Here is a 22,404-nt window from a genome sequence, read left to right on the forward strand (position 1 = left end):
ATTGGGTTGCTTATCAACGCTTATTTTATCGAACCAACAGCTCACGCCGCCCGGTTCGGACTGGTTTCGTTGAGCAGATTTACTTCGGGCGTTGCAAAACGCCGCTGGACTGTATTATACATGCCGCGTTCAGAAACTAGAGAGCGCCGCTTTGGGGCGCCGTTTTTATCGTAAACGGTTTATGATCCCCTGGAGTCTAATTTTGGGGAGCCAAACCGGGATGGCGCTTGAAACCACTCAACGCCGCATTCAAAAACACGCCCTGCCGCTGGCGCTGATCGCGCTGCCGATATTGGCGTTTCATTGGAAAATCTGGGCGCTGGGCTGGTGGATCACTGGCGGCGACTTGATAAACCAATTCGTCCCTTGGCGCGAATTCGCCCTGCAAGAAATCCGCGAGGGGCGTTTTCCCTTCTGGAACCCGTACGTATTTTGCGGCGCCCCGTTTGCAGCCAACATCCAAACCGCGCTGTTTTATCCTGAAAACCTGCTTCATTTTTTCTTTTCTACCGAATCGGTCTACTCGCTGTCGTTAGTCATTCATCAAATGATGGCTGGCCTGGCGATGTACGGTTTTCTCTATTCCATCACCAAAAACCGCGCAGCAGCCGCCTTTGGCGCCGTAGTTTACGCCTGGTCAGGCTTTTATATCACCCACGGTCATGACGGTCACCTTATACACTTACGTGCTTATGCTTGGATTCCTTTCACCTTATGGGCGCAAGCGGCAGGCAGCGCGCAATGGAGCCTCAAGCGCTCGGCACTGTTGGCGGCCTGTCTCGCCATGATGTTTTACGCAGGGCATACACAGATTCCGTTATATATTTTTTATTTGCTGATGGCGCGGGCGCTTTGGCAAAGCCTGTGGGCGTGGCGCGGCGGCGCTGGTTGGAAACAACTCGCCAGCGCTCCCGCCTGGACGCTGTTCAGCCTGGCGTTGGCTGTTCTTTTGGCGGCGCTGGTATTGGTCCCGTTGGCGCAATTGTCTCAACATACTGCAGGCCGGGCGGGCGGCGCAGACTATGGCTTCGCGGTCAGCGACTCGATGCCGCCGTCGTTTCTCGCCGCCATGATCGCCCCGTTGGCGTTTGGCGACCCGACCGCCCCCGTCCGTGAAGCCAATTTCTGGCTCACCAAGACCGGATACCATGAATTATGCGGTTATACCGGGCTGCTGGCGTTGATTGCCGCCCTGCTGGCGGGAGTTCCAAGCGCCAAAAACGCAGCCAACCGCAACATCAATATTGAATGCGGCTTCTTTGCGCTCATTGGCGGGCTGGGGCTGTTTTTTGCTTTGGGAGAATACAATCCGCTCTATCCGCTTCTCTATTACGGCCTACCGGGGTGGAGTTATTTTCGCGTCCCGGCGCGGTTGGTGATGATTTTCATTATTGGCGTCTCGGTCTGCTCCAGTGTGGGGCTTTCGCGCTGGATGGAAACCGACCGGAAAATATTAACCCAATCGCTGGCGGTGAAATGCGCAGCCATTTTTTCACTACTGCTCTGCATCACCTATATATTGGTTCTGCTCTCAAAACCCGCGATATTGGTCGCGCTGCGTGAATACGAAATCGACCAGACCGTATTCAACCTCAAACTTTGGACCGCCGACCGCCGCGCCATTAGTGCGCGCCTGCCCGAGATTTTGTTTGAAACCCGCTATGCCTACCTGATGAGTTCGCTCTCAGTGGCGAATTTGTGGATGTTGTTCGGCTGGGGCAGCCTGGCGCTCATCAAGCGAAGCAAAAACAGCATATTACGCTATGCGCCTCTATTGGTGCTGTTGGCTGATTTGCTCTTTTTTTCATCCCGGTTTGTCCCGACCCAGTCACAACAAACATGGCGTGAAACCTACTTCCCTGAGACCGAAATCACCGCCGCAATCTCTCAATCGGCCCGGCAGGGGCGCGTTTTGCTATTGGATGACGCCGTTGGATACCCTGGCACAGACGCACACCCCGAACTGCGCCCCAACCGATTGATGCGGTATGGCATTCACTCCGTACGCGGCTATGATCCGCTGATTCTGCGCCGCTTCGCCCGATATGTGAACCGCGCTTACGGCAACCCGCCCGATGCGCCGCAGGGAGGCTTGTTGTTTTTCCCGGCGCTTCCAAACCCGCAGGTTCTCGAAGACTGCAACGTCCACTCATTCGTGACCGCGCAGCCTCCCCCAACGGCCCCGGCCCCATTATGGAGCACAGGCCGCTCGCCGCTGAAAATCTATTCTGCAACGGGCAACCATGAATTTCGTTTGGAAACTCCGTCTAGTGACATGGAAATTCAAATCGTTAAACAAACGCCGTCTATGGTCGTGCTTAACGTACAGACTCCAACGCCAAACCGTCTCATCTGGTCTCAGGTGTATTACCCAAATTGGAAAGCCAAAATTGGAGAGACGTACACCCCTATCGAACCGTATAAAGAGACCTGGATTTCGATACCCATCCCAAATGGGCCAAGTCTCATAACAATTCAATATGATGCGTCTGGTTTTAAGGCAGGCATAGTAATTACAGCAACAACCCTCACTTTAACGATATTGGGGCTTTTTTTCTCACGTTTGAAACGGCGAAACAGATAGACGCCTCATAACACCAAAATTAGAAAATCTTTTCTTATGGTTTGCAATTTTATAAGAAAACATGATAATTTTTGTTATATTAGATTAATATATTTGATGAATCTGCAACAAAATAGTCGTTAAATATATAGACAACTTATATCAATGATGATTAAAGTGATATACTCTTTTTGGTGTGTGTAACGCTAAGAACCGAATATCCATACAAACTGAAAGACCGATGGAACCACAACAAGACGTTATTCCGTTTCCAACATCTGAATCAGAACTCTTGAGTTTGATTCAAAAGTCTGTTCTTGAAGAACTCACCCGAAAAGTGGGCCACGAAATCAATAACCAGTTGACGGGGATTTTTGGTTATCTTTCACTCGCGCAAGTAAAATCAAAAACGCCCGCGAAAGTACAAGATTATATTGAACGGATCCATCAATGTTGCGAAACCTCACAAATACTCATTAACAACGTCTTTCTTTTTAGCGATAAAATCGGTCAAACCAAACTGACCACTCTCATCGAAGAAGCCAATGCCGTCTCTCAACTCTTGTTTAAAACTGACCACGCATTCGAACATGAGATCGAGTTAAAGTCAGATGACATTATCTTTCCCCATGCGGGTTTTAAGGTATTGTTGCATTTCTTTTTACAATTAATTCGCAATGCGACCCCCGAAGGCGGAACCGTCGTAACCAAGGTGCACGAACCAGACCCGCAAGAAAACGGCGACGATGCGCATTGGGTTTTGATCGACATTCATGGTCAAACCAACCCGGAGCCTCACCCCAAAATGATTGACGAGAAATTGGCGGAATGTTGTTTTTGTCAAGCAGTCAGCATTAAAGCCGCAAAATTACTGGTCGAGATTTGGGGCGGCAAGACAGTCCTCCATCATGATAATCCTGAAATGCCGATCGTACGCTTGACACTGCCAACTTCGCCGTTGAATTCTTCGCCATTTGCGCCGGCCCATACACCCCGTGAAAAACGGCCGCTTTCCGGTGCGTCGCCAAAAATTCTACTTCTGGAAGATCAAGACGCCATCTGCCAATTCATCCATGAGATGTTGCAAGATGAAGGCTTTGAATCCGTCGTTTTTAAAAGCGGCCACCAATTAGACAGTGCGCTGCCCCGGCTTGATCTTGATTCGTTTCAATTATTTTTGCTCGACATTTTTGTTCCAGGCTCATCGGGGCTAGAATTAGCCATGAGAATTCGTCAACGCAAACCCGACGCGAAGTTATTGTTCTATAGCGCATTGACAAATCTGGATACGGTTGAAAAATTGTTCCCTATAAGCTCGACGACGATCTTTATGCCTAAGCCGTTCAAAAAAGAAGAATTAATATCCAACATCCATGAAATGTTGGAAGTGGAATCGGTGTAATGAATATTATTCAAGAATGGCCCGACGACCCTCATTCGCTTCTGTTGAATGAAGACGGCCCCAAAATTTATTATTACATTGAAGTTTCGGCGAACTCCTGCACCAATTTCTTAAATTCAATTAAGAAAAAAGGAGAAGTCGATGAAGCCTTTATCGACCGTTGGATGGACCGGGTCAAAGCCAACCATCGCATCGCGGGCGAGCTTCGCTTTCGGCTCAAAACCGCTGACAACCGCATTCAGCAGCGAAAAAAAAGCAATTTCTCTTACCGTCGTCTTTTGACCGCGCTGCGCACCCAAGGCATTGAAGACAATAACTCGCTTATTTTTCAGTTACTCGAACGGGCCGACTCAGACGATTTCCCCGCTGACATCGTAGCGTTCGCTCAAGACCTGTTTCCCGATTTGCGCGATTCGATGACAGGACGCATCGAAATACTGGGCTGCTGGGAAGTTATCTTAGACGCCGCCCGCAAGGTATTAGTGGAACGGCTGGTCATCCTCAGCCACAAACTCACCGAAGTCGCGATTCAACTGCAAGAAGATGAAAGCATCGAAAAAGTTCGCGCTCTTTTGTCTGAGTTTCAAGTGATGATGCCCCGCACCGTCGATCTTGGAGAACTGCCCACCGACCCGATGGAACTGAAGGCGATTTTGGACGAGGGCATCGCTGAGTTAGACACAATCCGCGTAAATCTTCATGCCCTCAATGAGCATCAAGACACGCTGGAGAAAGTCAAAACCCAATTAGACGATCAATTATCCACCGCTGAAAATAGCGGTTCCGATGATACGACCGTTGTCCGTCGTCGCGACGGCGGAACCGGCCCTGGCCCGAGCCGCATGGTCTTCAACAAAAAAAAATTCTAAGCCTCCAATATCAGTTTGCCAATCCAAACTCAACATTTTAGTATTGACATTAAAAATAATTTAGATATTCTACCAACTTAGTATACATATTCGGTTTCGACCGAAACTCTCATAACGAGTGGCAGAGGGACTGGCCCGATGAAGCCACGGCAACCGCCTACCTAGTAGGAAATGGTGCCAAATCCTGCGGCAATGTTCATTGAATATTGTCGGGAGATGAGACGAGGACGCTTTGTCTATTGCTGCCTCTTCAATTCTCAAAGAGGCTTTTTTGTATCCTCTTTGAGAAATATCCCTCCCTACCCCTCGTTATGAAATTTTATCAGGCGGATTACGCATGTCTCATTCAGACGCAAAACGGGAAACGCTCGACTTTCGCGGCGTTCAATGCCCATACAACTACGTAAAAACCAAACTCTATATGGAAGATATGGAAATGAACGAAGTCGTCGAAGTCATTGTCGATGAAGGCGAGCCTTCGCGCCATGTCCCCAAGAGCCTCCAAGAAGATGGCCAGACCATCCTTGAGTCTTCCACCGACGCCGACGGGCGCGCCCATTTTGTCGTTCAAAAAACAGCGGAGTATTAAGAGCGGTTCAAGGAGAGACATTGATGAGTTTTGTCAAATGCTTGCGGTGTAAACAGTGCGGCAGAGAGTATCCCATCCAACCGCTCTATGTCTGTGAAGACGATTTCGGCGGGCTGGAGGTCGTGTACGACTATGACGCCATCCGCGCATCATTGAGCCGCGAAACCATTGAGCGCCGCCCCGGCAACGTCTGGCGCTATCGTGAACTTCTGCCCGTCGAAGGAAAACCGCTGACCGGCGAGCATTCAGGCTGGACGCCGCTGATTCGCGCTGAAAACCTCGCCCGCGAGTTGGGCGTACGCGAGTTGTACCTCAAAGACGACTCAGTCAACCGCCCTTCGCTTTCTTATAAAGACCGCGTGGTTGCGGTCGCGTTATCGAAAGCGGTTGAGTTTGGCTTTGACACAATCGGCTGCGCATCGACCGGCAATCTCGCCAACGCCGTCGCCTCTCATGGCGCGCGCGCAGGGCTGAAACGGTATATCTTCATCCCGGCGGACATCGAACCGGGCAAGATTTTAGGCTCGCTGATATTCGACGCGAATATCGTTTTGGTGCGCGGCAACTATGACGACGTGAACCGCCTGTGCGCTGAGGTCGGCGACAAATTCGGCTGGGCGTTTGTGAATGTAAACCTGCGCCCTTATTACACCGAAGGCGCCAAGACGCACGGCTTTGAAATTGCCGAACAACTAGGCTGGCGTTTTCCGGGCAGCGTCGTGCTTCCCGTCGCGGGCGGCACCATCCTGCCGAAAGTCGCGCGTGCGTTTGAGGAACTACAAACGCTTGGCTTCGTCGATGACGAACTACCGCGCATGTACGCCGCGCAGGCGTCTGGATGCAACCCGGTTTCGGAAGCGTTTAAAACCAACGCAGATTCTATCAACCCCAAAAAGCCGGATACGATTGCGAAATCAATCGCGATCGGCAACCCCGCCGACGGCTATGACGTGCTCGATATTTTGCGTAACACCAACGGCGCCGCCGACGACGCCAGCGATGACGAAATCATCGACGCCATCAAACTCTTGGCGCGTACAGAAGGCCTGTTCACCGAACCCGCAGGCGGCGCGACATTGGCGGTTGCGAAGAAGTTGATTCGCGACGGCAAGATTGACCCCGATCAGCCAATTGTGATTTGTATCACTGGCAACGGCTACAAAGTGCGCGAGGCGGTCGAAGGCAAAGCGGGCGCAGGGCGCTTGATTGACGCCAACCTGGGTTCGTTCGAAGACGCGTATAGCGACGTGTTACCGAAGCAGTGCGCAACGGTTTGAACAGCAGGAATAGAATTAGAAATACAGAAATGGCACATAATCAAGAATACCTCGGGGTTGGGTTCTGCTTGTCTCCGTCGCGACTTATTGTCGCTGACTACGAAAGCCGCTCCACCCAATCCCCTGCGGTATTCTCTAAATGAACCACAGCCTTAGGAGAAGATCATGGCAGTTCAAGTACGTATTCCCACGCCATTGCAAAAAATCACCGGCAACCAGGCAGTGGTTCAAGCAGAAGCCGCTACCATATTGGCATTGATTGACGATCTCGAAGTCAACCATCCCGGCATCAAAAGCCGCTTGTGCGATGATAATGGAAAGTTACGCCGCTTCGTGAATTTTTATGTGAATGACGAAGATATCCGTTTTCAGCAGAACGAACGGACCGCGTTGAAAGACGGCGATGAGGTTTCGATCATCCCCGCCATCGCGGGAGGATGAATCAGGATAAACAACGTCGGGCTTGGGTACGTCTCTGTTCGCTTCAGTGCGGGCTTTCAGGCCCTTTTGCACAGGCGCTCACAGAGACGCCCCCAAGCCCTATGCGCAATGCAACATGCCGTATAATTAGACATTTGTAGGGTGGGTTCTTAACCCACCATGACTGCCAAACGAGAAAAGAAAATGGTTGAATTTACTGACGAACAAATTACGCGATATAGCCGCCACATCATCCTGCCCAAGGTCGGCGGCAAAGGCCAGAAGAAACTGCTCGACAGCAAAGCGCTGGTGATCGGCGCGGGCGGGCTAGGTTCACCGTCGGCGTATTACCTCGCAGCAGCGGGCGTGGGAACCATCGGCATCGTTGATGACGACGTAGTAGACATTTCAAACCTGCAGCGCCAGATTCTCCACTCGACGCCCGAAGTCGGCGTCGCAAAGACGGAATCCGCCGCGCAAAAACTGACGAAGTTGAATCCAGACGTCAACATCATTCAGCATAATTTTCGTTTGAACTCAACCAATATTCTCGACCTGATCAAAGGGTATGACGTGGTGCTCGACGGGACGGATAATTTCCCCACGCGGTTTTTGATTAACGACGCCTGCGTGATGGCGAAGCGCCCGTTGATTCATGCGGGCATCTTTCGCTTTGAAGGCCAGATCATCACGATTAAACCGTTTGAAGGACCCTGCTACCGCTGCCTGTTTCCTGAACCGCCGCCAGCGGGCTTGGTGCCGAGTTGCCATGAAGCGGGCGTGTTGGGCTGCATCGCGGGGGTGATGGGGACCATCCAGGCGACCGAAGCGATCAAGGTCTTGTTGGATTTAGGCGAACCGCTGATCGGCAAACTGCTGACTTTCGACGCGCTGGAGATGAATTTCCGCAAGGTGTCGGTTCCACGCGACAAAGACTGCCCCATCTGCAGCGACCACCCGACGATTACCAAACTCATCGACTATGAAGAAAGTTGCGAACTCGCAAAACCGTAGGAGTGAATTTACTCAATTGCGTTGCTAAATCCGAGGTAGGGTGGGCTCGCGCAGCAGCCCACCGGATATTGTGTCAATGTTGCATGGTGGGCTAAATTGCTTTGCAATTTGAGCCCACCCTACCAGGCTTGTAGGTATCCATTATGAAAAAAACTTCGACCTCACGCTTTGACGTTGCTGAACACCTTCGCACGCCTGAAGAAATGGCGGCGTATTTAGAAGTTTGCTTTGAAGAAGCCAACGGCGACGCCGCGTTCATCGCAAAAGCGTTGGGCGATATTGCCCGCGCGAAAGGCATGTCGCAAGTCGCCCGCGACGCTGGTCTTTCTCGCGAAAGCCTCTACAAAGCGCTTTCAGGCGAACGGACGCCAAATTTCGACACCATTCTAAAAGTTATTTCGGCTTTGGGGCTTAAACTTCAGGCAAAAGCAAATCTTGCAGTCGAGTAGCTAAAACTCATCGCCGATGATGAGGCGGCGGCCTGCGTAGCCCGACTCGAGTTCGTGATAAAACTGGATGGCCTCGCCGTCGGCGAGTTCGTAACAGAGGAAGATTTCATTGCCGTCAACCATGGCGGGAAAATCAATCAGCCCCCGGCTGACGTCTTGTATCACCACGCCTGCGTCAGTAATTTCACTAATTAATTCATTGATGATTTTGAGCGCTTTATCGCGGGCCGAATGCGTCCCATTGGTCGAACCGTTCGTCCGTCCGGCGCCGTGCAAATTGATCACATTCGACGACTCGCCGCGCGCCTCGTCGATGAGTTCCTGGATGCGGGCGAAGATTTCACGATAGCGCGGCAACAGCGCGTTGGCTTCATTAAGAGTGAAATGTTTATCAAAGTGAGGCATTGTCGCCGGAGTTTCCTTTGTTGTGAATTTGATAGAGATCAAACAAATAAAACGCGTTTAATACAATGGAATGTTGAATGACGCCTTGATGAATCATGCGGGGAACGGCGTCCAGCGGCAGGCGCTCAATCAAGATGTCTTCGCCTTCATCCAATGTTTGGGCGCACTCGCCGTACACGTTTTTCGCCCAGAAAATATGGCACGACGTATTTTGAATGGCGGGGTTAGGCCGGACAACGCCGAGCGAGATCATCTCTTCGGCTTCGCAGCCCGTCTCTTCTAATAACTCGCGGCGGGCGGCGGCTTCGGGCGACGCGTCGCTCGCATCCATCAAACCGCCGGGGGTTTCCAAGGTCGCGGCTTCGATGCCAAAACGGTACTGCCGGACGAGAACCACTTCGCCGTCCGGCGTGGTCGGGAGGATGGTGATCCAGGGGCGCGTTTCTAAAATAAACGCATCCAACTCGTGCCCGTTACGCGGCGAAACCATCTGGTCGCACCGCAGCCGGAAGACGGAAAATTCACCTACCACCCGGCTGCTGCGTTTGGTCCAAGGTTTTGCCATCTAACGTAAAGCCCCTACCCGCTGACGAATGTCGGTCACCACGTCATACGCCTGCTTTTTGAGTTTCAACTTGGTCTCGGCCAAGTTCTCTTTGGTTACGTTAGGTTCATGCAACTGCAAATGGAAGCGCAGCGCATTCGAGGTGCCGGAGGGGCGGAAGGTGAAGTAACTCCAACGGTCGTCGTCAAAAAAGAAGCGTACGCCTTCATCAGGAAAGCCGGGGAAATTAGCGGCGTCATACTTGCCCGTCCAATAGAGCGCGGTCGATTTGACTTCGAGGCCCGCGAGTTTCACGCCGCCCGCTTTGCATTCTTTTTCTAATTTCAACATCGTTTCAATCACGTCGCGTTTTTTGATGTAGCCCTGAATGCCGTCGTATTCGCCGTCCAGCGGGTCGGGCTCGTAATAATTGAGGAAGTAACCCACGTCAGGATCGAGGAATATTTTTTCATCAAGAAGACGGAATAAATCGCTTCCCTGTTTTTTGGCGTAGGCCGCGACTTCGGCCATCAACATGGCGGCGAAGACGCCGTCTTTGTCGCGAACGTGTCCGCCCTCGCCCATGGAGACCGCGTCTTTGGGCGGGCCACCGAGGATGGAGAAGCCGCAGCTTTGCTCCATGTTAGCCAGGTTAAAGCGACGCTTTCCGTTTTTCATCTCGCGGGTTTCAAGCATGAAAGGGTGGCAATGGGGATCGTTGGGGTCTGGCCGCCCATCAACTTGCTCGGGCAGCGGGTTTCCCTGCCACACTTCGTTGACGCACATCGCGAGCATCGCGAAGCCCACCCAGCTCTTCATCACACCCAAGTTATGCTTGAGCGCCAGTTTGGTGAGCACGTCGCTGGTCGTATGCGACAGCGTGATAAACAACTCTTCGGGGTCCTGCACCGCGCCGTGTTCTTCGATCTGCTTTTGCAGGCGATACCAAATCAATAGCGCCCAGGCGTCGTCGGGCGGCAACAATGTATAAGGCTTGTCGTTGTATACCGCCTGCTGTTCTTTGGGAACCTTCACCACCGCCGCAACGCGGTCGGCGTCAGGGTCGGTGCCAAGCATCATATCGAGCGACTCAAACCCGTCAGGATACTCTTCGTTATACGCTTTCATGGCGATTTCGGCGGCGCGAAGATCGCCGGGATCGGGCTGTTGTTCTTCGCCGGGGTTGCTGTTAAAGCAGGGGAACATGCCGTCGAGCTGATTGAGTTTCGACAGCGTCTGCACGTCTTTAAAACCGACTTCGCTCATCACGCGCGGAACCGCGATGCGCCCGGCGCCGTGAAACGCGCAGAACGCCATGTTGAGCGCGTCGGGGTCGTCCTTCTGCGCTTTGACCATCGCCTCATCAACCAAAAAGCCCTTCATGTGTTCGATGTGGCGGGTGTGCATGTCGATCAATTTGTCTTCGCGACCCAGATAGTCGAGGCCATCGACAGGCGCGGCGCCGCCCAACCACCAGAACTGATCAGGCCCACAGTCGTGAATGTCCATCAACTTGATGTCCGCTGTGGTGACTTTATTGATGTAATCTTCGACGATGGTTTTGCGGTCTTGCAGACTGAACTGCGAGCCATTGCTGCAAGACAATTTGTAGCCGTTATAGCGATAGTCGTTGTGGCTGGCGGAAATCAAAATGCCCACGTCGGCGAGCAGGTTCGGGACGGAAAACGTGACTTCGGGATAGGGGCAGGCTTCGTCGAACAGATAGACCGTCAGGCCGTGCGCCAGAAACAGGCGGGTAATGAGCTTTGAAAATCCCGGCCCGTTCACGCGGCTGTCATAGCCGATCACGATTTTGAGCATCTTGCGGTCTTGCATGAACTTGGCCACGCCGACGGATTTTAATAACAGCACTTTGTCGTTGAGCGTCGCCGGGCCTTTGAGAATTTGCGCCGCAGGGCCTTCGTCTTTCATTTTTATAATCGAGGCCTTGTCAAACGCCATGCGTCCGCGAATACCTGCGGTACCGAAACTGATTTCCTGCAAGAACGCATCAATGAGATCGACCCAGCGTTCGTCGCGAATGGCGTCGAGAATACCGTCGGCAATATGCGGAGAAAACGAAGCGCAATGGGGGTCGTTGACCCATTCATTCAGCAACGGGATGACGTTCTTGCGCGCTTTATCAAGATTGCCTTGCGCGGAAGGCGGCAGCTCGCCCGGGCAGGCGGCGCGGAGTTCGGCTTCGTATTTGTCTAAGTAAGCTTTGATTCCCTCTTCGGCTTTTTTGAGTAATTCAGCGGACATGAAGGTTCCTCTCTATGAAGGGTCGCATTTTGTTTTCCGTATAATAACGTGGGCTGGATTGAAACCAGAGAGCGGCGAATTTCATTAAGAGCCTTAATTTTAAGCAATCTTAATCATCATAGCGCTTAGGCAATGGATACAACTGCGCTCGCCTCAATTTAATGTGGGGTGGGATGAATAAAATGAATCTCACCTTACGAATTTCAATGCGCTTTTATTGGTGGGTTTCGCTACCCTCAACGCCACTCTACTTGGTATGTCGTCGTTATTCATGACCAAACCTACCTTGATTTTCGTTTATCAATATCAAAAAAATGAAATGGCAATTGCGTAACGGAATCACTATTTCTCGCCGCCCAGCCAATAGGGGCCGGGCCAGACGCCGACTTGCGGGCTGCGGGTTGTAGAGGAGCCATTCGACGCAGTGAAGTAATGGGTGTTGTCGCGATTTTTCATTCCAGCGAAGCCGACATATAAAACGCCTCGCGCATAATCAGCCTGCGTTGCGTCAGCGGGCGCTAATTCGTAGGTCTCTTCATCAACCACAACGCGAACATATTCAGGCGGGCGGTTGTTTAAGTCGCGATAGACGCATTGAAACGCATACGCATTGCGGTCGCCGCGCGACAATGGCGACGCTTGCGCCGAAAGCAAGTAGGGCGGCGGGTCGCTGGCTTGAATGTTCAACGATTCGCCAAATGCGCGTACAACCATCTCGCCTTCGACTTGAATATCTTCGGTCGTTTTGTACAGCGGCTGCTGCGGTAACAACGTCTGATCAAACAAAAACTCAAACTGCATCATGCCCGTAACCGCATCGGGAAATAAATCATAAACGACTTTTGAAAAGCGCGTGTCGGGTTGAACCCGGTCGGCATTGGCGCGCCAAGGCAGATATTTTTGTTCGATTAGATTGATGAATAACAGGTCCTGCGCGGGCTGCATTTCCTCCCGCGCCTGCTCGCGGCGCAACACATCGCGCCCCCAGTTATCGGAGTGCAGCCGCAGCGCGTAATCAATTTTCTTGCCCGCGTCTTTCCATTGTTGCAGCCACTGCTTGAGTCGGCGCTGTTCATAAAACGAGACCTGGGTTTCAGGCCAGGCTTCCGTCCAGAAAACCGGCCCGCCCGTCTCAGGAAACGGATGACCGGACGCGCCCTGCGCAACCCCGTCCGCGTCAAATAACGGCAACAGCACAAAGTGCATCCGACGTTTGATCGCCGCCGCATAGGGGCCGTCCGACAACAAAAAACGCAACATGCCCCACGCCGCCCATGACGACGCAGGCTCTAAGGCGTCTTCACGCGCAAGAATAAACACGACAGATTTTGGTTCATCCGCTTGAGCGGGATCCGTGATGTGCAGCAATTGAATGGGCTTTTTCTTGAGCGGCGACTCGCAAAGCGTTTCAACGCGTAAGTGCGGGTGTTCTAAGTATTGTTGCAGCGACTGGTCGAGAAAATCATTATTAAACGGCGGCGTTGAAGCGATCCAGGCGCGCGGCTGCGCAAAGGCCGCTTCAAAGGTATAACGCGTTGACTGGCCGCCTTTCGTGTTTGGTTCGATCCAACGCTTGCGAAGCGCCGTCCAGTGTATTTGGTCATAACTAATAAACGGCAGGCTGTATTCGGGAAAAAGTTGCGCGGGCGCGCGAGGAACCACAAACCGCAGCGTTTGGTCTTTTACATTTTCGATGCGAAAGAAAAAAAACGCCCCGCCTGAATCATCGCTCAGCGTGAGTTCGATCTCGCGATCGGCGGTTTTTGTCCAGCGGCCCAGGCTGCCGTTATCAAAATCTGAAAAGAGCGCGACCTCTTGCGCATACGAATTTCCAACAAAAACCAGCGCCGCCAGGAAAGCAATCGAGACGACGCGGGCCATCATTAGCGTACCGCCTTGGCAGCGTCGAGACCCAGCAGCGACGCGCCGACAACAACAACGTCTTCGCCGAGTTCCGCTGGAACCAACTCGGCGCTGTCTGCATATAAATGAAACGCATAGCGTTTGACTTTTTTTCGCAGCGGCTCCCAAAACAGCGGCCCCATCAGCGATACGCCGCCGCCAAGGATGATTTTATGGGGATGCAGCAGGGTAATGACATTACCAATCGCGACCGCCAGCGTGGTGGTGGTATGGTCGAGCAGCGTCTGCGCCAGCAGGTCGTCTTTTTCCGCCGCTTGATAAATCATCCGCGCCGTCAATTGATCAGCGTCGCCATTGCTCATTTCACGCAAGATAGACTCTTCACCATCGGCCAACGCCGCGCAGGCGCGTTCTTCCATCGACCAGCCCGAACAAATATGCTCAATCTTTTCCGGCTCGCCGTCGTCAGGGTCGGGCGCCCAGGTGTGGCCGATTTCCGCTGAGCCCAACCCCTGGCCTTCATCTAACACGCCGTTGCATATCCATCCGCCGCCCACGCCGCTGCCGACGGTGATATAAAACACCCTTTCGCTGCCGCGGCCCGCGCCGAGGATGGCTTCGGCGTATCCCGCCAGGCTGGCGTCGTTTTGAATGCGCGCGGGGCGCTTCCATTGTTCTTCGGCCCATTGCTGCAAGGCGAAGTTCTCCCAACCGTCGATCTGGTGAGAGACCAGAGTCAGCCCCTGTTTCGAATCGACCGGGCCGCCGAAGCCAATGCCAACGCCCACGATATCGTCAATGGAGCGTTTCGCATTGGCGAGCGCCTCGTCCACTAAACCGGGCAGCGCTTTGCGAATGCCTGCGGCGCCTTGTTCGGGATCAATTTGCTTTCGCGCCAACGCAAGCAGGCGGTCGTTGTTGAGTCCAACGCCCGCCTGAAGTTTGGTGCCGCCGATTTCAATGCCTAATGCTAAACTCATGACGCGACTTTGAATTGTTCCCGCAGCGAATCGAGCACATAGTGGAACACCACTTGATGGACGGACTCGACCGCGCCCATATTAAAGGACGGAACATGCATCACCTGATGAGAGATTTCTTTCAACTTGCCGCCGTCGTAGCCGGTCAATGAAAAAGTCTTCATGCCGTTCTCATTGGCCCACTCGACTGCGCGGAGCACGTTGGGGCTGTTGCCGGAACCGCTGATCGAAATCAACAAGGCGCCCGGCTCGGCGAAGTTTTTTAATTGTTCGACGAAGATGCGCTCATAGGCGGTGTCGTTGGCCCATGCAAGAATGTAGGGCGTGTTATCGGTCAGGCTGAGCACCTTCAAGCGCTTTTGGTTGTCGAAGTCGGTCAGCGTGCCTTTGCCAAGGTCTTCGCAGATGTGAGACGCGTTGGCGCCGCTGCCGCCGTTGCCGCAGATGAAGACGAACTGGTTGTTGTCATAGGCTTCGCGAATGGCGCTAACCAGGTTTTCGACCTCTTGCGAATCAATTTTGCTCAGTAATGAAGTAAAGTCATCTAAGTACGCGGTATAGGACATGGTTTCCTCCAACAGAGATTCTCTTATAATACTGGCTGCGGCCTGAAGCGGGAAGCGCAAAACACAAGGCGGTTGTAAATACCTAACGTGCGTATTGTACACATTTATAAAGATTACTATCCGCCCACCTGCGGCGGCATCGAAATCGCCATCAACCGCATCATTGAGGGCTGCCGCGATCAATGCGACGAGATCAAAGTCTTGATCTGCAATCAAGCCTGGCGGTCGGAGATTGCCGAAGTCGAAGGCACGCCCGTTTATAAAGCGGGTGAATGGGGGCGTTTTTTATCGGCGCCGCTGTCGCCGAGTTTTCCCTTATGGCTGAAGCGGATGGACGCCGATATTCTTCATTACCATATCCCCAACCCGACGGCGGTCATCTCGCATCTGTTGGCGCGTCCCAAAGGCAAGTTAATCGTGCATTACCACAGCGATATCGTACGCCAAAAGCGCTGGCTGGCCCTGTATGGCGCGTTTCGCAACGCCTTTTTACGGCAGGCGGAGCGCATCATCGTCACCTCGCCCAATTATCTGGAAACCTCCGAAACCCTGGCGCCGTTTCGTGATAAATGCGAAATCGTTCCGTTCGGGGTCTCTACCTCACAATTCACCAGGACGCCCGAAATCGAATCCAAAGCGCATCGCTACCGCCGCCGCTACGGCGACCGACTGGTGTTATGCGCGGGGGTGCTGCGCTATTACAAAGGGCTGCATGTCCTGATTCGCGCCATGGAGCATGTCGATGGGCGGTTGCTCATCGTGGGCGACGGCCCGCTGCTGGGGCAATTGTTGTCGTGGGTCAAAACCCTGCCCTACTCAGACCGCATCATCTTCGTAGGCCGGGTCGAATCTGTCATTCCCTATTATTATGCGGGCGATTTATTTTGCTTGCCGTCGATTTACCGTTCCGAAGCCTTCGGTCTAGTGCTGCTCGAAGCCGCCGCCTGCGGGATGCCGTTGATCTCCACCGAACTCGGCACCGGCACGTCATATATCAATCAACACCAACAAACCGGGCTGGTGGTTCCGCCCAATGATGAACACGCGCTGGCGCAATCCATCACCCGGTTGCTGGATGACGCCGAACTGCGGCGAAAATTCGGCGAAGCCGCGCAGCAGCGCGTACAACAAAACTTTACTCACGAAATGATGTGTGGACGCATTCTTGATATCTACCGCTCGGTCTTAGGCGGTACGCAATGAGCGCATCGCACCGGCTGGCGATTTTGATCGCGGCGTTGTATCTGGTCTTCATGACGCCCTTGCTGGGGCGCAAACTGGGCTACACCGTTGACGCCACCCCTTCGTTTCAACTCACCCGCGCCATCGTCAGCGAAGGGACGCTCTTTCCTGACGTGAAGGTCAAACAGGGCTGGCTCTACTCAATTGTTTACCTGCCATTTTACGGCCTCGGAACCCTGCTGCACGCGACGGTCTTTCAAGCGCAACCGCTGGATTGGGTGCAGCGCAAGTGCATGTGTTGGATGAACATGGCCTTCGCCGCCATGACGCTGGGGCTGATCGTCAGAACGCTGGGGCGGTTGGGCTATTCGCATGGGGCGCAATGCGGGACGGCCCTGCTCTACGGATTCACCACGCTGGCGTTTTCGTATGCGCGTTATGACTATAACAAGACGCTGGCGGGGCTGTTGCTCATGGCCGCCTTTTATTTTTTGATCCGCTTTTGGCAATCAAAAAACGAATCGAAGACATATCCCGTCAACGTCCTATGGTGCGGTTTATGTTTTATGGCGTTGTTGATGGTGCGGGTTGAACTCGCGGTGTTGGCGCCAGTGTTTCTGTTTGGTTTTTATCAGGCCAGACAGCCGTTAATAAAACAAACGCCGTTCGCCGCCTTCTTCTCATTTGTTGTATTGGGCGTTTTGTTTTACGCCGCTTACAACCAGATGTATTGGTCGGGAGAAGCTAGCGGCGGGTATGAAGGCTCGTTTGTGATGAACCCTTCAGCCGCGATCCTGGGATTTTTGGGTTCGCCGGGCAAGAGCCTCATTCTTTTCAACCCAATCTTTTTACTACTGCCGCTGTTGGTGCGTCATTTCATCAATCGAAACAAGCCCATCGCCCTCGTCTGGGGCGGTTTGTGCATCGCGCTGTTTTTGTTGTATTCATTCTGGGGCAACTGGTGGGGCGGCTGGGGCTACGGCCCGCGCCATCTGGTCCCGTTATTGCCGCTGTTGGCGCTGCCGATTGCCGAGGCGATTGAGATGCGCTCGACCAGCACAACCGTCATACTTCTTGGCCTGGGCGCGGTTGGCGCTGTCGTGCAACTGCTGGGCGCATTGGTCGATTTCAACGACGTGATTCTCTTTCTCACCAACCAGGACGTGACTGAACAACAACTCATCTGGCAACCATTGGTGAACCCGATTTACTACCACTCAATTATGGCGTTTGCGGTCGAACCTTCGCGTTGGGATATCGGCTGGGCATGGTTGTGGACGCAATTGTCTTTTCCTATATTTCTACTACTCTTTTCAATCTGGATCGCAGGGTTGGTTTTTCTCGGCGCGGTGATTCTCAAACAATTAAATAGATGAGTGTTAATATGAAGGTGTGGGTAGGTCTCCGTTCGCTTCAGTGCGGGCTTTCAGGCCCTTTTGCACAGGCGCTCACAGAGACGCCCCCACACCTTCTTGTATACCGTTGTTACGCTGAATCATCCAAACAGGAATGTGAATGACCAAACCTCACTTACTCATCGTCGCGCACGGCAGCCGCTCAAGCGCATGGAACAACGCCGTGGTTGAATTCGCCCAACAGGCGGACGCGGCCTGCCAAGATTCTGGCGCGTTTTCAGGCGCCAGCGCTTGTTTTATGGAGCACGGGCAGCCCTCGATTGCCGACGCGGTCCAATCACTCAGCCAATCGAACAGCAAAGTAATCGCACAACCCCTGTTTCTCTCCGTCAGCCAACATGTGACGGTGGATATCCCCAATGAGTTCGAGAAAGCAGCCGCACCGATCGAGGCCAAAAATAACCACGCCCGCTTTCAATGCGGCGACTGCACCCTCACGCTGCTGCCGCCCCCGCAAGCGCCGGAACTCTTGGCTGACAACGCCGCGCGCCGCATTCGCTCGAAGATTGAACTCACGCCGCAAGACGGCGTCATCTTTGTTTATTATGGGACAAAGTCGTACCTCGCCGCCTGGGACGCGCTGGCGCAATCCGTCATTGACAACATGAAAGGCGCTTTTCCCGGCGTCAATATGAGATGGGTTTATGCAGGCGACATGGTCGCGTTTTCGCCCGAACCATTATCGAAAGCGATTGATGATGCCGCGCGCCAATGGCAGCGGGTGGTGATTCTGCCCGCGTTGGTGGCGAAAGGCGTAATTCAAAACGAGGTCATCCCCGCCGCGATTGCCAACGCCCATGCGAGTTCCAAAGCGGTATATTTTCACGACGCTATTCTTCCTGACCCCATATTAGCAACGCGGTTTGTTGAGACCGCCGCCGCGCGTTTTTAAACACTTTTACTAAATTAATCAAAATCGAATCGGTTGCGTGTTCCAAAGCGCGAAGCCTTTGTTATAATGAGAGAAACGAGGGCGGTTAGACGCATCCCGTTTTTTCGCCGATGTTTTCAAGTGATCTTGAATGATCTGGGGGCCGACCATGGCAGTAATGAAATCCGAATTGTATTCCGACCATACAGCCGTCTTGATTCTTGGCGGAGGCCAAGGGACGCGGTTGTTTCCATTAACATTGACCCGATCCAAACCCGCCGTGCCTGTTGCGGGAAAGTACCGTTTAATCGACTTGGCCATCAGCAATTGCCTGCATTCGCAATTAGACCGTTTGTATATTCTGACCCAGTTCAACTCAGACTCGCTACACCGCCATATTGCCCAAACCTATCGCTTTGACGTGTTCTCCAAGGGGTTCATTCAAGTGTTGGCGGCGCAGCAAACGCCAAAAAACCGCCACTGGTATCAAGGCACCGCCGATGCGGTGCGCCAGTCGCTCGAACGCCTCCACCAACGGCAACCCGAAAATGTTTTGATCCTCTCCGGCGACCACCTCTACCGCATGGACTACCGCAAACTGTTGAAAGTCCACGTTGAGACCGACGCAGACGTAACCATCTCCGTATTGCCGGTGAACCATGACCGCTGCAAAGAATTCGGCATCATGGAGATCAATGATAAAGAAGAAATCGTTAATTTTGTCGAAAAGCCTTGTACGCCTGAAGAAACAGACCCATTGCGCGTCCCCGCCTCGACGTTTGAGAAATACAACATTGAGCCTAAAGGGCGCGAGTATATCGCCTCGATGGGAATCTACGCCTTCAAAACCCGCACCCTGTTTGAAGCGTTGAGCGAAAACGACGGTTCGGACTTTGGCAAAAATATCATCCCCGCGATGATTGAAAACAAGAAAGTGTATTCCTACTTCTTTGACGGCTATTGGGAAGACATCGGGACCATCCGCTCATTCTACGACGCCAATTTAGGGCTGACTCACCAAGTGCCGGAATTCAACTTTTATAACGAAGATTCCATTGTTCACACCCGCCCGCGCTTTTTGCCGGGAGCGAAGGTCAATGACGCTCAAGTGCGTTCGGCGATTTTATGCGACGGTACCATTATTTCGGCGGGATCAACCGTTGAGCGCTCTATCATCGGCCTGCGCGGCATCATCGGCGACGGCGCCCATGTCTCAGACACGGTTATGATGGGCGCCGATTATTACGACGGCCCCAACATTACGTTTGAAGATGTCCCCACTGATGCGCCGCCGCTGGGCATCGGCGCCGGCACCTTCATTAAAGGCGCCATCGTCGACAAAAACGCCCGCATTGGTAAAAACGTACGCATCACCAATGAAGGCAAAGAACAAGACACCGACCAAAGCAATTTCTCGGTCAGAGACGGCATCGTGGTGATTCCCCGCTCAGCGGTGGTACCCGATGGAACCGTGATTTAGGGTTCGGATTTCAATCGAAGTGAAAAACAAAAAGCGCCGTCCGGGCTTAGGCTGGGGCGGCGCTTTTTTCTGGCCACAGCGACCGCAAAAACACCACTGTTAAAATAATCGACCCGCCGACCATCGCGTAACTCGACGGCGCCTCGCCGATCATCCAAAACACCCAGATCGGGTTCAACAGCGGCTCGACCAGCGACAAGATCGCCACCTCAATCGCAGGCAGACGGCTCAGCGACCAGACATAGATGACATAAGCGCCCGCGACCTGAAATACACCGAGCCAGACCAAACCCATGAGCGCAGATGCATTAAATTCTGCGAACGAAAGCGCCGGATCAAAAAATAACACCGGCAAAAGACACGCCGCCGTGATGACGTTGCCCCAAAAGACCACGTGGATCGCGCCGCGCTCGCGGTTGCGGCGAAGCGTCAACACGACGAACGCGAACGTCACTCCCGCGAACACCGCCGTCATATTGCCCGCCCATTGCTGCGGTTCAACGTCTTCTAAAAAGAACACCGCCAATCCGCCCAGACTCAGCGTGACGGAGATGATGCGTCCCCAGGTGGCGCGTTCGCCCAGCCAGAGAGCGCCGAAGATCAGCACCCAGGCGGGCATGGTGTATTGCAGAAAAATGGTATTGGCCGCCGTTGTCCATTTGTTGGCAATCACGTAAGCGGTCAAGGAGAGAAAATAACAAATCGCCGCCGCCCAGCCGGAGCGCCCCAGATCAAAGCGGATGCGCTGTTTTAATGCAAGGAGGATATACAAACCCAGGCAAACAGCCGCTATCGCTGAACGTGAGCCGGATATCGCCAGCGGGGGCAGCGCGACCGATTTAATCGCCAGCCCGCCAGTCGAAAAGAACACGACGGCGACAATCGCAGCCAATCGGGGAAGAAGTCGGGGATCGTTGGTCATTCCGTATGTTGAGCGCACATCAACTTCAGCGCAATTCGGGTTTCAAATATATTGGCAACGCTATTACAATACTGTCACGCAAGAACAAACGAAGGGGCGAAAAACGAATGAGTGGATGGACGAAAGCAGCGAGCGTTGATGAACTCACCGCGAACGAAGGAAAGTGCGTTTCTGTTGACGGGCAAGACATCGCCTTATTTTTCGTGGACGGCCAATATTACGCGCTAGCGGACGCCTGTCCGCACGTCGGCGCCTCGATGGCGGAAGGCGCGGTCGACTGCGGCGAAGTGATCTGCCCGTGGCACGGCGCCCGCTTTCAATTGAAAGACGGAGCCTTAACCCAAGGCCCCGCCCGTGATGGCCTAAAATCATATAACGTGAAAATCGAAGACGGTTCGGTAATGGTTGAAATTAACTAAACCGCACGGCGGGTTTTCGTTTTTTTTGGGTTCTTCGGCGGCTACTTCCCAACCAACGTATCGTTACAGGGAAACGAGATTCTCGGCCCGACGCGAACCAGGTCGCCAAAACTTCTCAAGCCATTCGAGGCGTCATACGAATACACATTGCCATACGAATTCAGCCCGTCCGGCCCGGCGCTGGAGAGGCGCCATTCTGCGCATCGGCGCGAAGGCGGCAGGAGCGTTGCGCCCGCGAACAGAATCGTGCCCCGTGATTCGACGTAATCGTAGGTTGTATAGCCTGCATTTTGGTCTTCGACGACGCGCGCGCCGGGAGGGCCGAAAATGAACGGGTCTTGCGGGACAGAAGAGATATACGCAATCGGCGTCGTCAGTGGATAAAACCGCCGGGGCAACGGCGTGATCGAATTTCCCGACGAGTCTAACCAATACGGATAATGGTTATTGTCCATCCGGTACATTTCCAACGCGGTATCCAGCGTCTTCATCTCAGATTGCGCATTGGCAATTTTAGCCCGAACTTGCGCGTTCAAAAAATTCGGCACCGCAATCGCAGCCAATATTCCAATAATGGCGACGACAATGAGCAACTCGATTAACGTGAATCCAGAATTTTTCATTTTAAAAATCACTCGATTTCCCAGTCCAGAATTAAAGACGGCTTCACAAGCCTAGAGAGCCATTAAACACATCGGCAAGATGAAATAGTAAACGATCCATACCACTTCGGTCATTTCACGTTGGTCTCAAAAATACCATATCAAAAATTTGATTACAACATAAATACCGAATACTTTGCATTGCGTGAGGTTTTGAATTGACAAACCCAAATTGATTGCAGACAATCAAGGCGGGAAATTAAATCTTTATTGGTTGAAGCCTCAATGAATTTACAGCGTTTGAATC

Annotated in this window: 21 protein-coding genes and 1 riboswitch; of the genes, 13 read left to right on the forward strand and 8 right to left on the reverse strand. The window is 53.0% G+C overall.

What is annotated here, in order from left to right; all coding sequences use genetic code 11:
• Positions 1–220: 220 nt before the first annotated feature.
• The 8 genes from P9L94_00070 (at position 221) to P9L94_00105 (ending at position 8,583) form a co-directional block, all read left to right on the forward strand.
• Entirely contained in the window at positions 221–2,584 is a 2,364-nt protein-coding gene (locus tag P9L94_00070; GenBank protein MDP8242443.1) for a hypothetical protein, read from the forward strand.
• Positions 2,585–2,804: 220 nt separating this feature from the next.
• Positions 2,805–3,965, forward strand: a complete 1,161-nt coding sequence (locus P9L94_00075; protein MDP8242444.1) for a response regulator — start codon at positions 2,805–2,807, stop codon at positions 3,963–3,965.
• A complete protein-coding gene (locus P9L94_00080) occupies positions 3,965–4,834 on the forward strand; it encodes a hypothetical protein (protein ID MDP8242445.1) in 870 nt (289 codons plus the stop codon). The genes P9L94_00075 and P9L94_00080 overlap by 1 nt, the downstream gene beginning before the upstream one ends.
• A 106-nt stretch (positions 4,835–4,940) precedes the next feature.
• A riboswitch (SAM riboswitch) is annotated at positions 4,941–5,057 on the forward strand.
• 114 nt (positions 5,058–5,171) lie between these two features.
• Positions 5,172–5,423 carry a sulfurtransferase TusA family protein gene (locus tag P9L94_00085; GenBank protein ID MDP8242446.1) on the forward strand — a complete coding sequence of 84 codons (252 nt, stop codon included), beginning with the start codon at positions 5,172–5,174 and terminating at the stop codon, positions 5,421–5,423.
• Positions 5,424–5,446: 23 nt separating this feature from the next.
• Positions 5,447–6,700, forward strand: a complete 1,254-nt coding sequence (locus P9L94_00090; protein MDP8242447.1) for a threonine synthase — start codon at positions 5,447–5,449, stop codon at positions 6,698–6,700.
• A gap of 165 nt (positions 6,701–6,865) precedes the next feature.
• Entirely contained in the window at positions 6,866–7,141 is a 276-nt protein-coding gene (locus tag P9L94_00095; GenBank protein ID MDP8242448.1) for a MoaD/ThiS family protein, read from the forward strand.
• 159 nt (positions 7,142–7,300) lie between these two features.
• Entirely contained in the window at positions 7,301–8,134 is an 834-nt protein-coding gene (moeB, locus tag P9L94_00100; protein MDP8242449.1) for a molybdopterin-synthase adenylyltransferase MoeB, read from the forward strand.
• A 143-nt stretch (positions 8,135–8,277) separates the two neighbouring features.
• A complete protein-coding gene (locus P9L94_00105) occupies positions 8,278–8,583 on the forward strand; it encodes a putative addiction module antidote protein (protein ID MDP8242450.1) in 306 nt (101 codons plus the stop codon).
• Here P9L94_00105 and P9L94_00110 read toward each other — a convergent pair whose 3' ends face one another.
• From P9L94_00110 to P9L94_00135, 6 genes are all read right to left on the reverse strand, one after another.
• Positions 8,584–8,988, reverse strand: a complete 405-nt coding sequence (locus P9L94_00110) for a DUF2203 domain-containing protein (protein ID MDP8242451.1) — start codon at positions 8,986–8,988, stop codon at positions 8,584–8,586.
• Positions 8,975–9,553, reverse strand: a complete 579-nt coding sequence (locus P9L94_00115; protein MDP8242452.1) for an NUDIX hydrolase — start codon at positions 9,551–9,553, stop codon at positions 8,975–8,977. Before P9L94_00115 ends, P9L94_00110 begins: the two co-directional genes overlap by 14 nt.
• Positions 9,554–11,797: a hypothetical protein gene (locus tag P9L94_00120; GenBank protein MDP8242453.1), complete on the reverse strand. Its 2,244-nt coding sequence runs from the start codon at positions 11,795–11,797 to the stop codon at positions 9,554–9,556.
• A 342-nt stretch (positions 11,798–12,139) separates the two neighbouring features.
• Positions 12,140–13,681: a M14-type cytosolic carboxypeptidase gene (locus P9L94_00125; GenBank protein MDP8242454.1), complete on the reverse strand. Its 1,542-nt coding sequence runs from the start codon at positions 13,679–13,681 to the stop codon at positions 12,140–12,142.
• Positions 13,681–14,640 (reverse strand): ROK family protein, encoded by a 960-nt coding sequence (locus P9L94_00130; protein MDP8242455.1) that lies wholly within the window; start codon positions 14,638–14,640, stop codon positions 13,681–13,683. Before P9L94_00130 ends, P9L94_00125 begins: the two co-directional genes overlap by 1 nt.
• Positions 14,637–15,206, reverse strand: a complete 570-nt coding sequence (locus P9L94_00135; GenBank protein ID MDP8242456.1) for an SIS domain-containing protein — start codon at positions 15,204–15,206, stop codon at positions 14,637–14,639. The genes P9L94_00130 and P9L94_00135 overlap by 4 nt, the downstream gene beginning before the upstream one ends.
• Positions 15,207–15,293: 87 nt before the next feature.
• Here P9L94_00135 and P9L94_00140 point away from each other — a divergent pair, with 87 nt between their 5' ends.
• The 4 genes from P9L94_00140 (at position 15,294) to P9L94_00155 (ending at position 20,154) form a co-directional block, all read left to right on the forward strand.
• A complete protein-coding gene (locus P9L94_00140) occupies positions 15,294–16,409 on the forward strand; it encodes a glycosyltransferase (protein MDP8242457.1) in 1,116 nt (371 codons plus the stop codon).
• Positions 16,406–17,764 (forward strand): hypothetical protein, encoded by a 1,359-nt coding sequence (locus tag P9L94_00145; GenBank protein MDP8242458.1) that lies wholly within the window; start codon positions 16,406–16,408, stop codon positions 17,762–17,764. Before P9L94_00140 ends, P9L94_00145 begins: the two co-directional genes overlap by 4 nt.
• 139 nt (positions 17,765–17,903) lie before the next feature.
• On the forward strand, positions 17,904–18,695 hold the full coding sequence (locus tag P9L94_00150) for a CbiX/SirB N-terminal domain-containing protein (GenBank protein MDP8242459.1): 792 nt from the start codon (positions 17,904–17,906) through the stop codon (positions 18,693–18,695).
• A 148-nt stretch (positions 18,696–18,843) separates the two neighbouring features.
• Positions 18,844–20,154, forward strand: coding sequence for a glucose-1-phosphate adenylyltransferase (locus P9L94_00155; GenBank protein MDP8242460.1), 1,311 nt, complete (start codon positions 18,844–18,846; stop codon positions 20,152–20,154).
• Between the two features lie 46 nt (positions 20,155–20,200).
• Here P9L94_00155 and P9L94_00160 read toward each other — a convergent pair whose 3' ends face one another.
• Entirely contained in the window at positions 20,201–21,076 is an 876-nt protein-coding gene (locus P9L94_00160; GenBank protein ID MDP8242461.1) for a DMT family transporter, read from the reverse strand.
• A gap of 107 nt (positions 21,077–21,183) precedes the next feature.
• On the opposite strand from P9L94_00160, the gene P9L94_00165 reads away from it, so the two are divergent.
• Positions 21,184–21,495, forward strand: a complete 312-nt coding sequence (locus P9L94_00165; protein MDP8242462.1) for a non-heme iron oxygenase ferredoxin subunit — start codon at positions 21,184–21,186, stop codon at positions 21,493–21,495.
• Positions 21,496–21,536: 41 nt separating this feature from the next.
• Here the strand turns inward: P9L94_00165 and P9L94_00170 are convergent, their stop codons facing one another.
• Positions 21,537–22,118, reverse strand: a complete 582-nt coding sequence (locus P9L94_00170) for a prepilin-type N-terminal cleavage/methylation domain-containing protein (GenBank protein ID MDP8242463.1) — start codon at positions 22,116–22,118, stop codon at positions 21,537–21,539.
• Positions 22,119–22,404 lie beyond the last annotated feature (286 nt).

The organism is Candidatus Hinthialibacter antarcticus, from assembly GCA_030765645.1.
Classification (GTDB): Bacteria; Hinthialibacterota; Hinthialibacteria; order Hinthialibacterales; family Hinthialibacteraceae; genus Hinthialibacter; species Hinthialibacter antarcticus.

What these genes read in the sequence shown, in the direction of transcription:
- P9L94_00070 (MDP8242443.1), top strand. Translation starts at nt 221, where the DNA reads ATGGCGCTTGAAACCACTCAACGCCGCATTCAAAAACACGCCCTGCCG.
- P9L94_00075 (MDP8242444.1), top strand. Translation starts at nt 2,805, where the DNA reads ATGGAACCACAACAAGACGTTATTCCGTTTCCAACATCTGAATCAGAA.
- P9L94_00080 (MDP8242445.1), top strand. Translation starts at nt 3,965, where the DNA reads ATGAATATTATTCAAGAATGGCCCGACGACCCTCATTCGCTTCTGTTG.
- P9L94_00085 (MDP8242446.1), top strand. Translation starts at nt 5,172, where the DNA reads ATGTCTCATTCAGACGCAAAACGGGAAACGCTCGACTTTCGCGGCGTT.
- P9L94_00090 (MDP8242447.1), top strand. Translation starts at nt 5,447, where the DNA reads ATGAGTTTTGTCAAATGCTTGCGGTGTAAACAGTGCGGCAGAGAGTAT.
- P9L94_00095 (MDP8242448.1), top strand. Translation starts at nt 6,866, where the DNA reads ATGGCAGTTCAAGTACGTATTCCCACGCCATTGCAAAAAATCACCGGC.
- moeB (MDP8242449.1), top strand. Translation starts at nt 7,301, where the DNA reads ATGACTGCCAAACGAGAAAAGAAAATGGTTGAATTTACTGACGAACAA.
- P9L94_00105 (MDP8242450.1), top strand. Translation starts at nt 8,278, where the DNA reads ATGAAAAAAACTTCGACCTCACGCTTTGACGTTGCTGAACACCTTCGC.
- P9L94_00110 (MDP8242451.1), bottom strand. Translation starts at nt 8,988, where the DNA reads ATGCCTCACTTTGATAAACATTTCACTCTTAATGAAGCCAACGCGCTG.
- P9L94_00115 (MDP8242452.1), bottom strand. Translation starts at nt 9,553, where the DNA reads ATGGCAAAACCTTGGACCAAACGCAGCAGCCGGGTGGTAGGTGAATTT.
- P9L94_00120 (MDP8242453.1), bottom strand. Translation starts at nt 11,797, where the DNA reads ATGTCCGCTGAATTACTCAAAAAAGCCGAAGAGGGAATCAAAGCTTAC.
- P9L94_00125 (MDP8242454.1), bottom strand. Translation starts at nt 13,681, where the DNA reads ATGATGGCCCGCGTCGTCTCGATTGCTTTCCTGGCGGCGCTGGTTTTT.
- P9L94_00130 (MDP8242455.1), bottom strand. Translation starts at nt 14,640, where the DNA reads ATGAGTTTAGCATTAGGCATTGAAATCGGCGGCACCAAACTTCAGGCG.
- P9L94_00135 (MDP8242456.1), bottom strand. Translation starts at nt 15,206, where the DNA reads ATGTCCTATACCGCGTACTTAGATGACTTTACTTCATTACTGAGCAAA.
- P9L94_00145 (MDP8242458.1), top strand. Translation starts at nt 16,406, where the DNA reads ATGAGCGCATCGCACCGGCTGGCGATTTTGATCGCGGCGTTGTATCTG.
- P9L94_00150 (MDP8242459.1), top strand. Translation starts at nt 17,904, where the DNA reads ATGACCAAACCTCACTTACTCATCGTCGCGCACGGCAGCCGCTCAAGC.
- P9L94_00155 (MDP8242460.1), top strand. Translation starts at nt 18,844, where the DNA reads ATGGCAGTAATGAAATCCGAATTGTATTCCGACCATACAGCCGTCTTG.
- P9L94_00160 (MDP8242461.1), bottom strand. Translation starts at nt 21,076, where the DNA reads ATGACCAACGATCCCCGACTTCTTCCCCGATTGGCTGCGATTGTCGCC.
- P9L94_00165 (MDP8242462.1), top strand. Translation starts at nt 21,184, where the DNA reads ATGAGTGGATGGACGAAAGCAGCGAGCGTTGATGAACTCACCGCGAAC.
- P9L94_00170 (MDP8242463.1), bottom strand. Translation starts at nt 22,118, where the DNA reads ATGAAAAATTCTGGATTCACGTTAATCGAGTTGCTCATTGTCGTCGCC.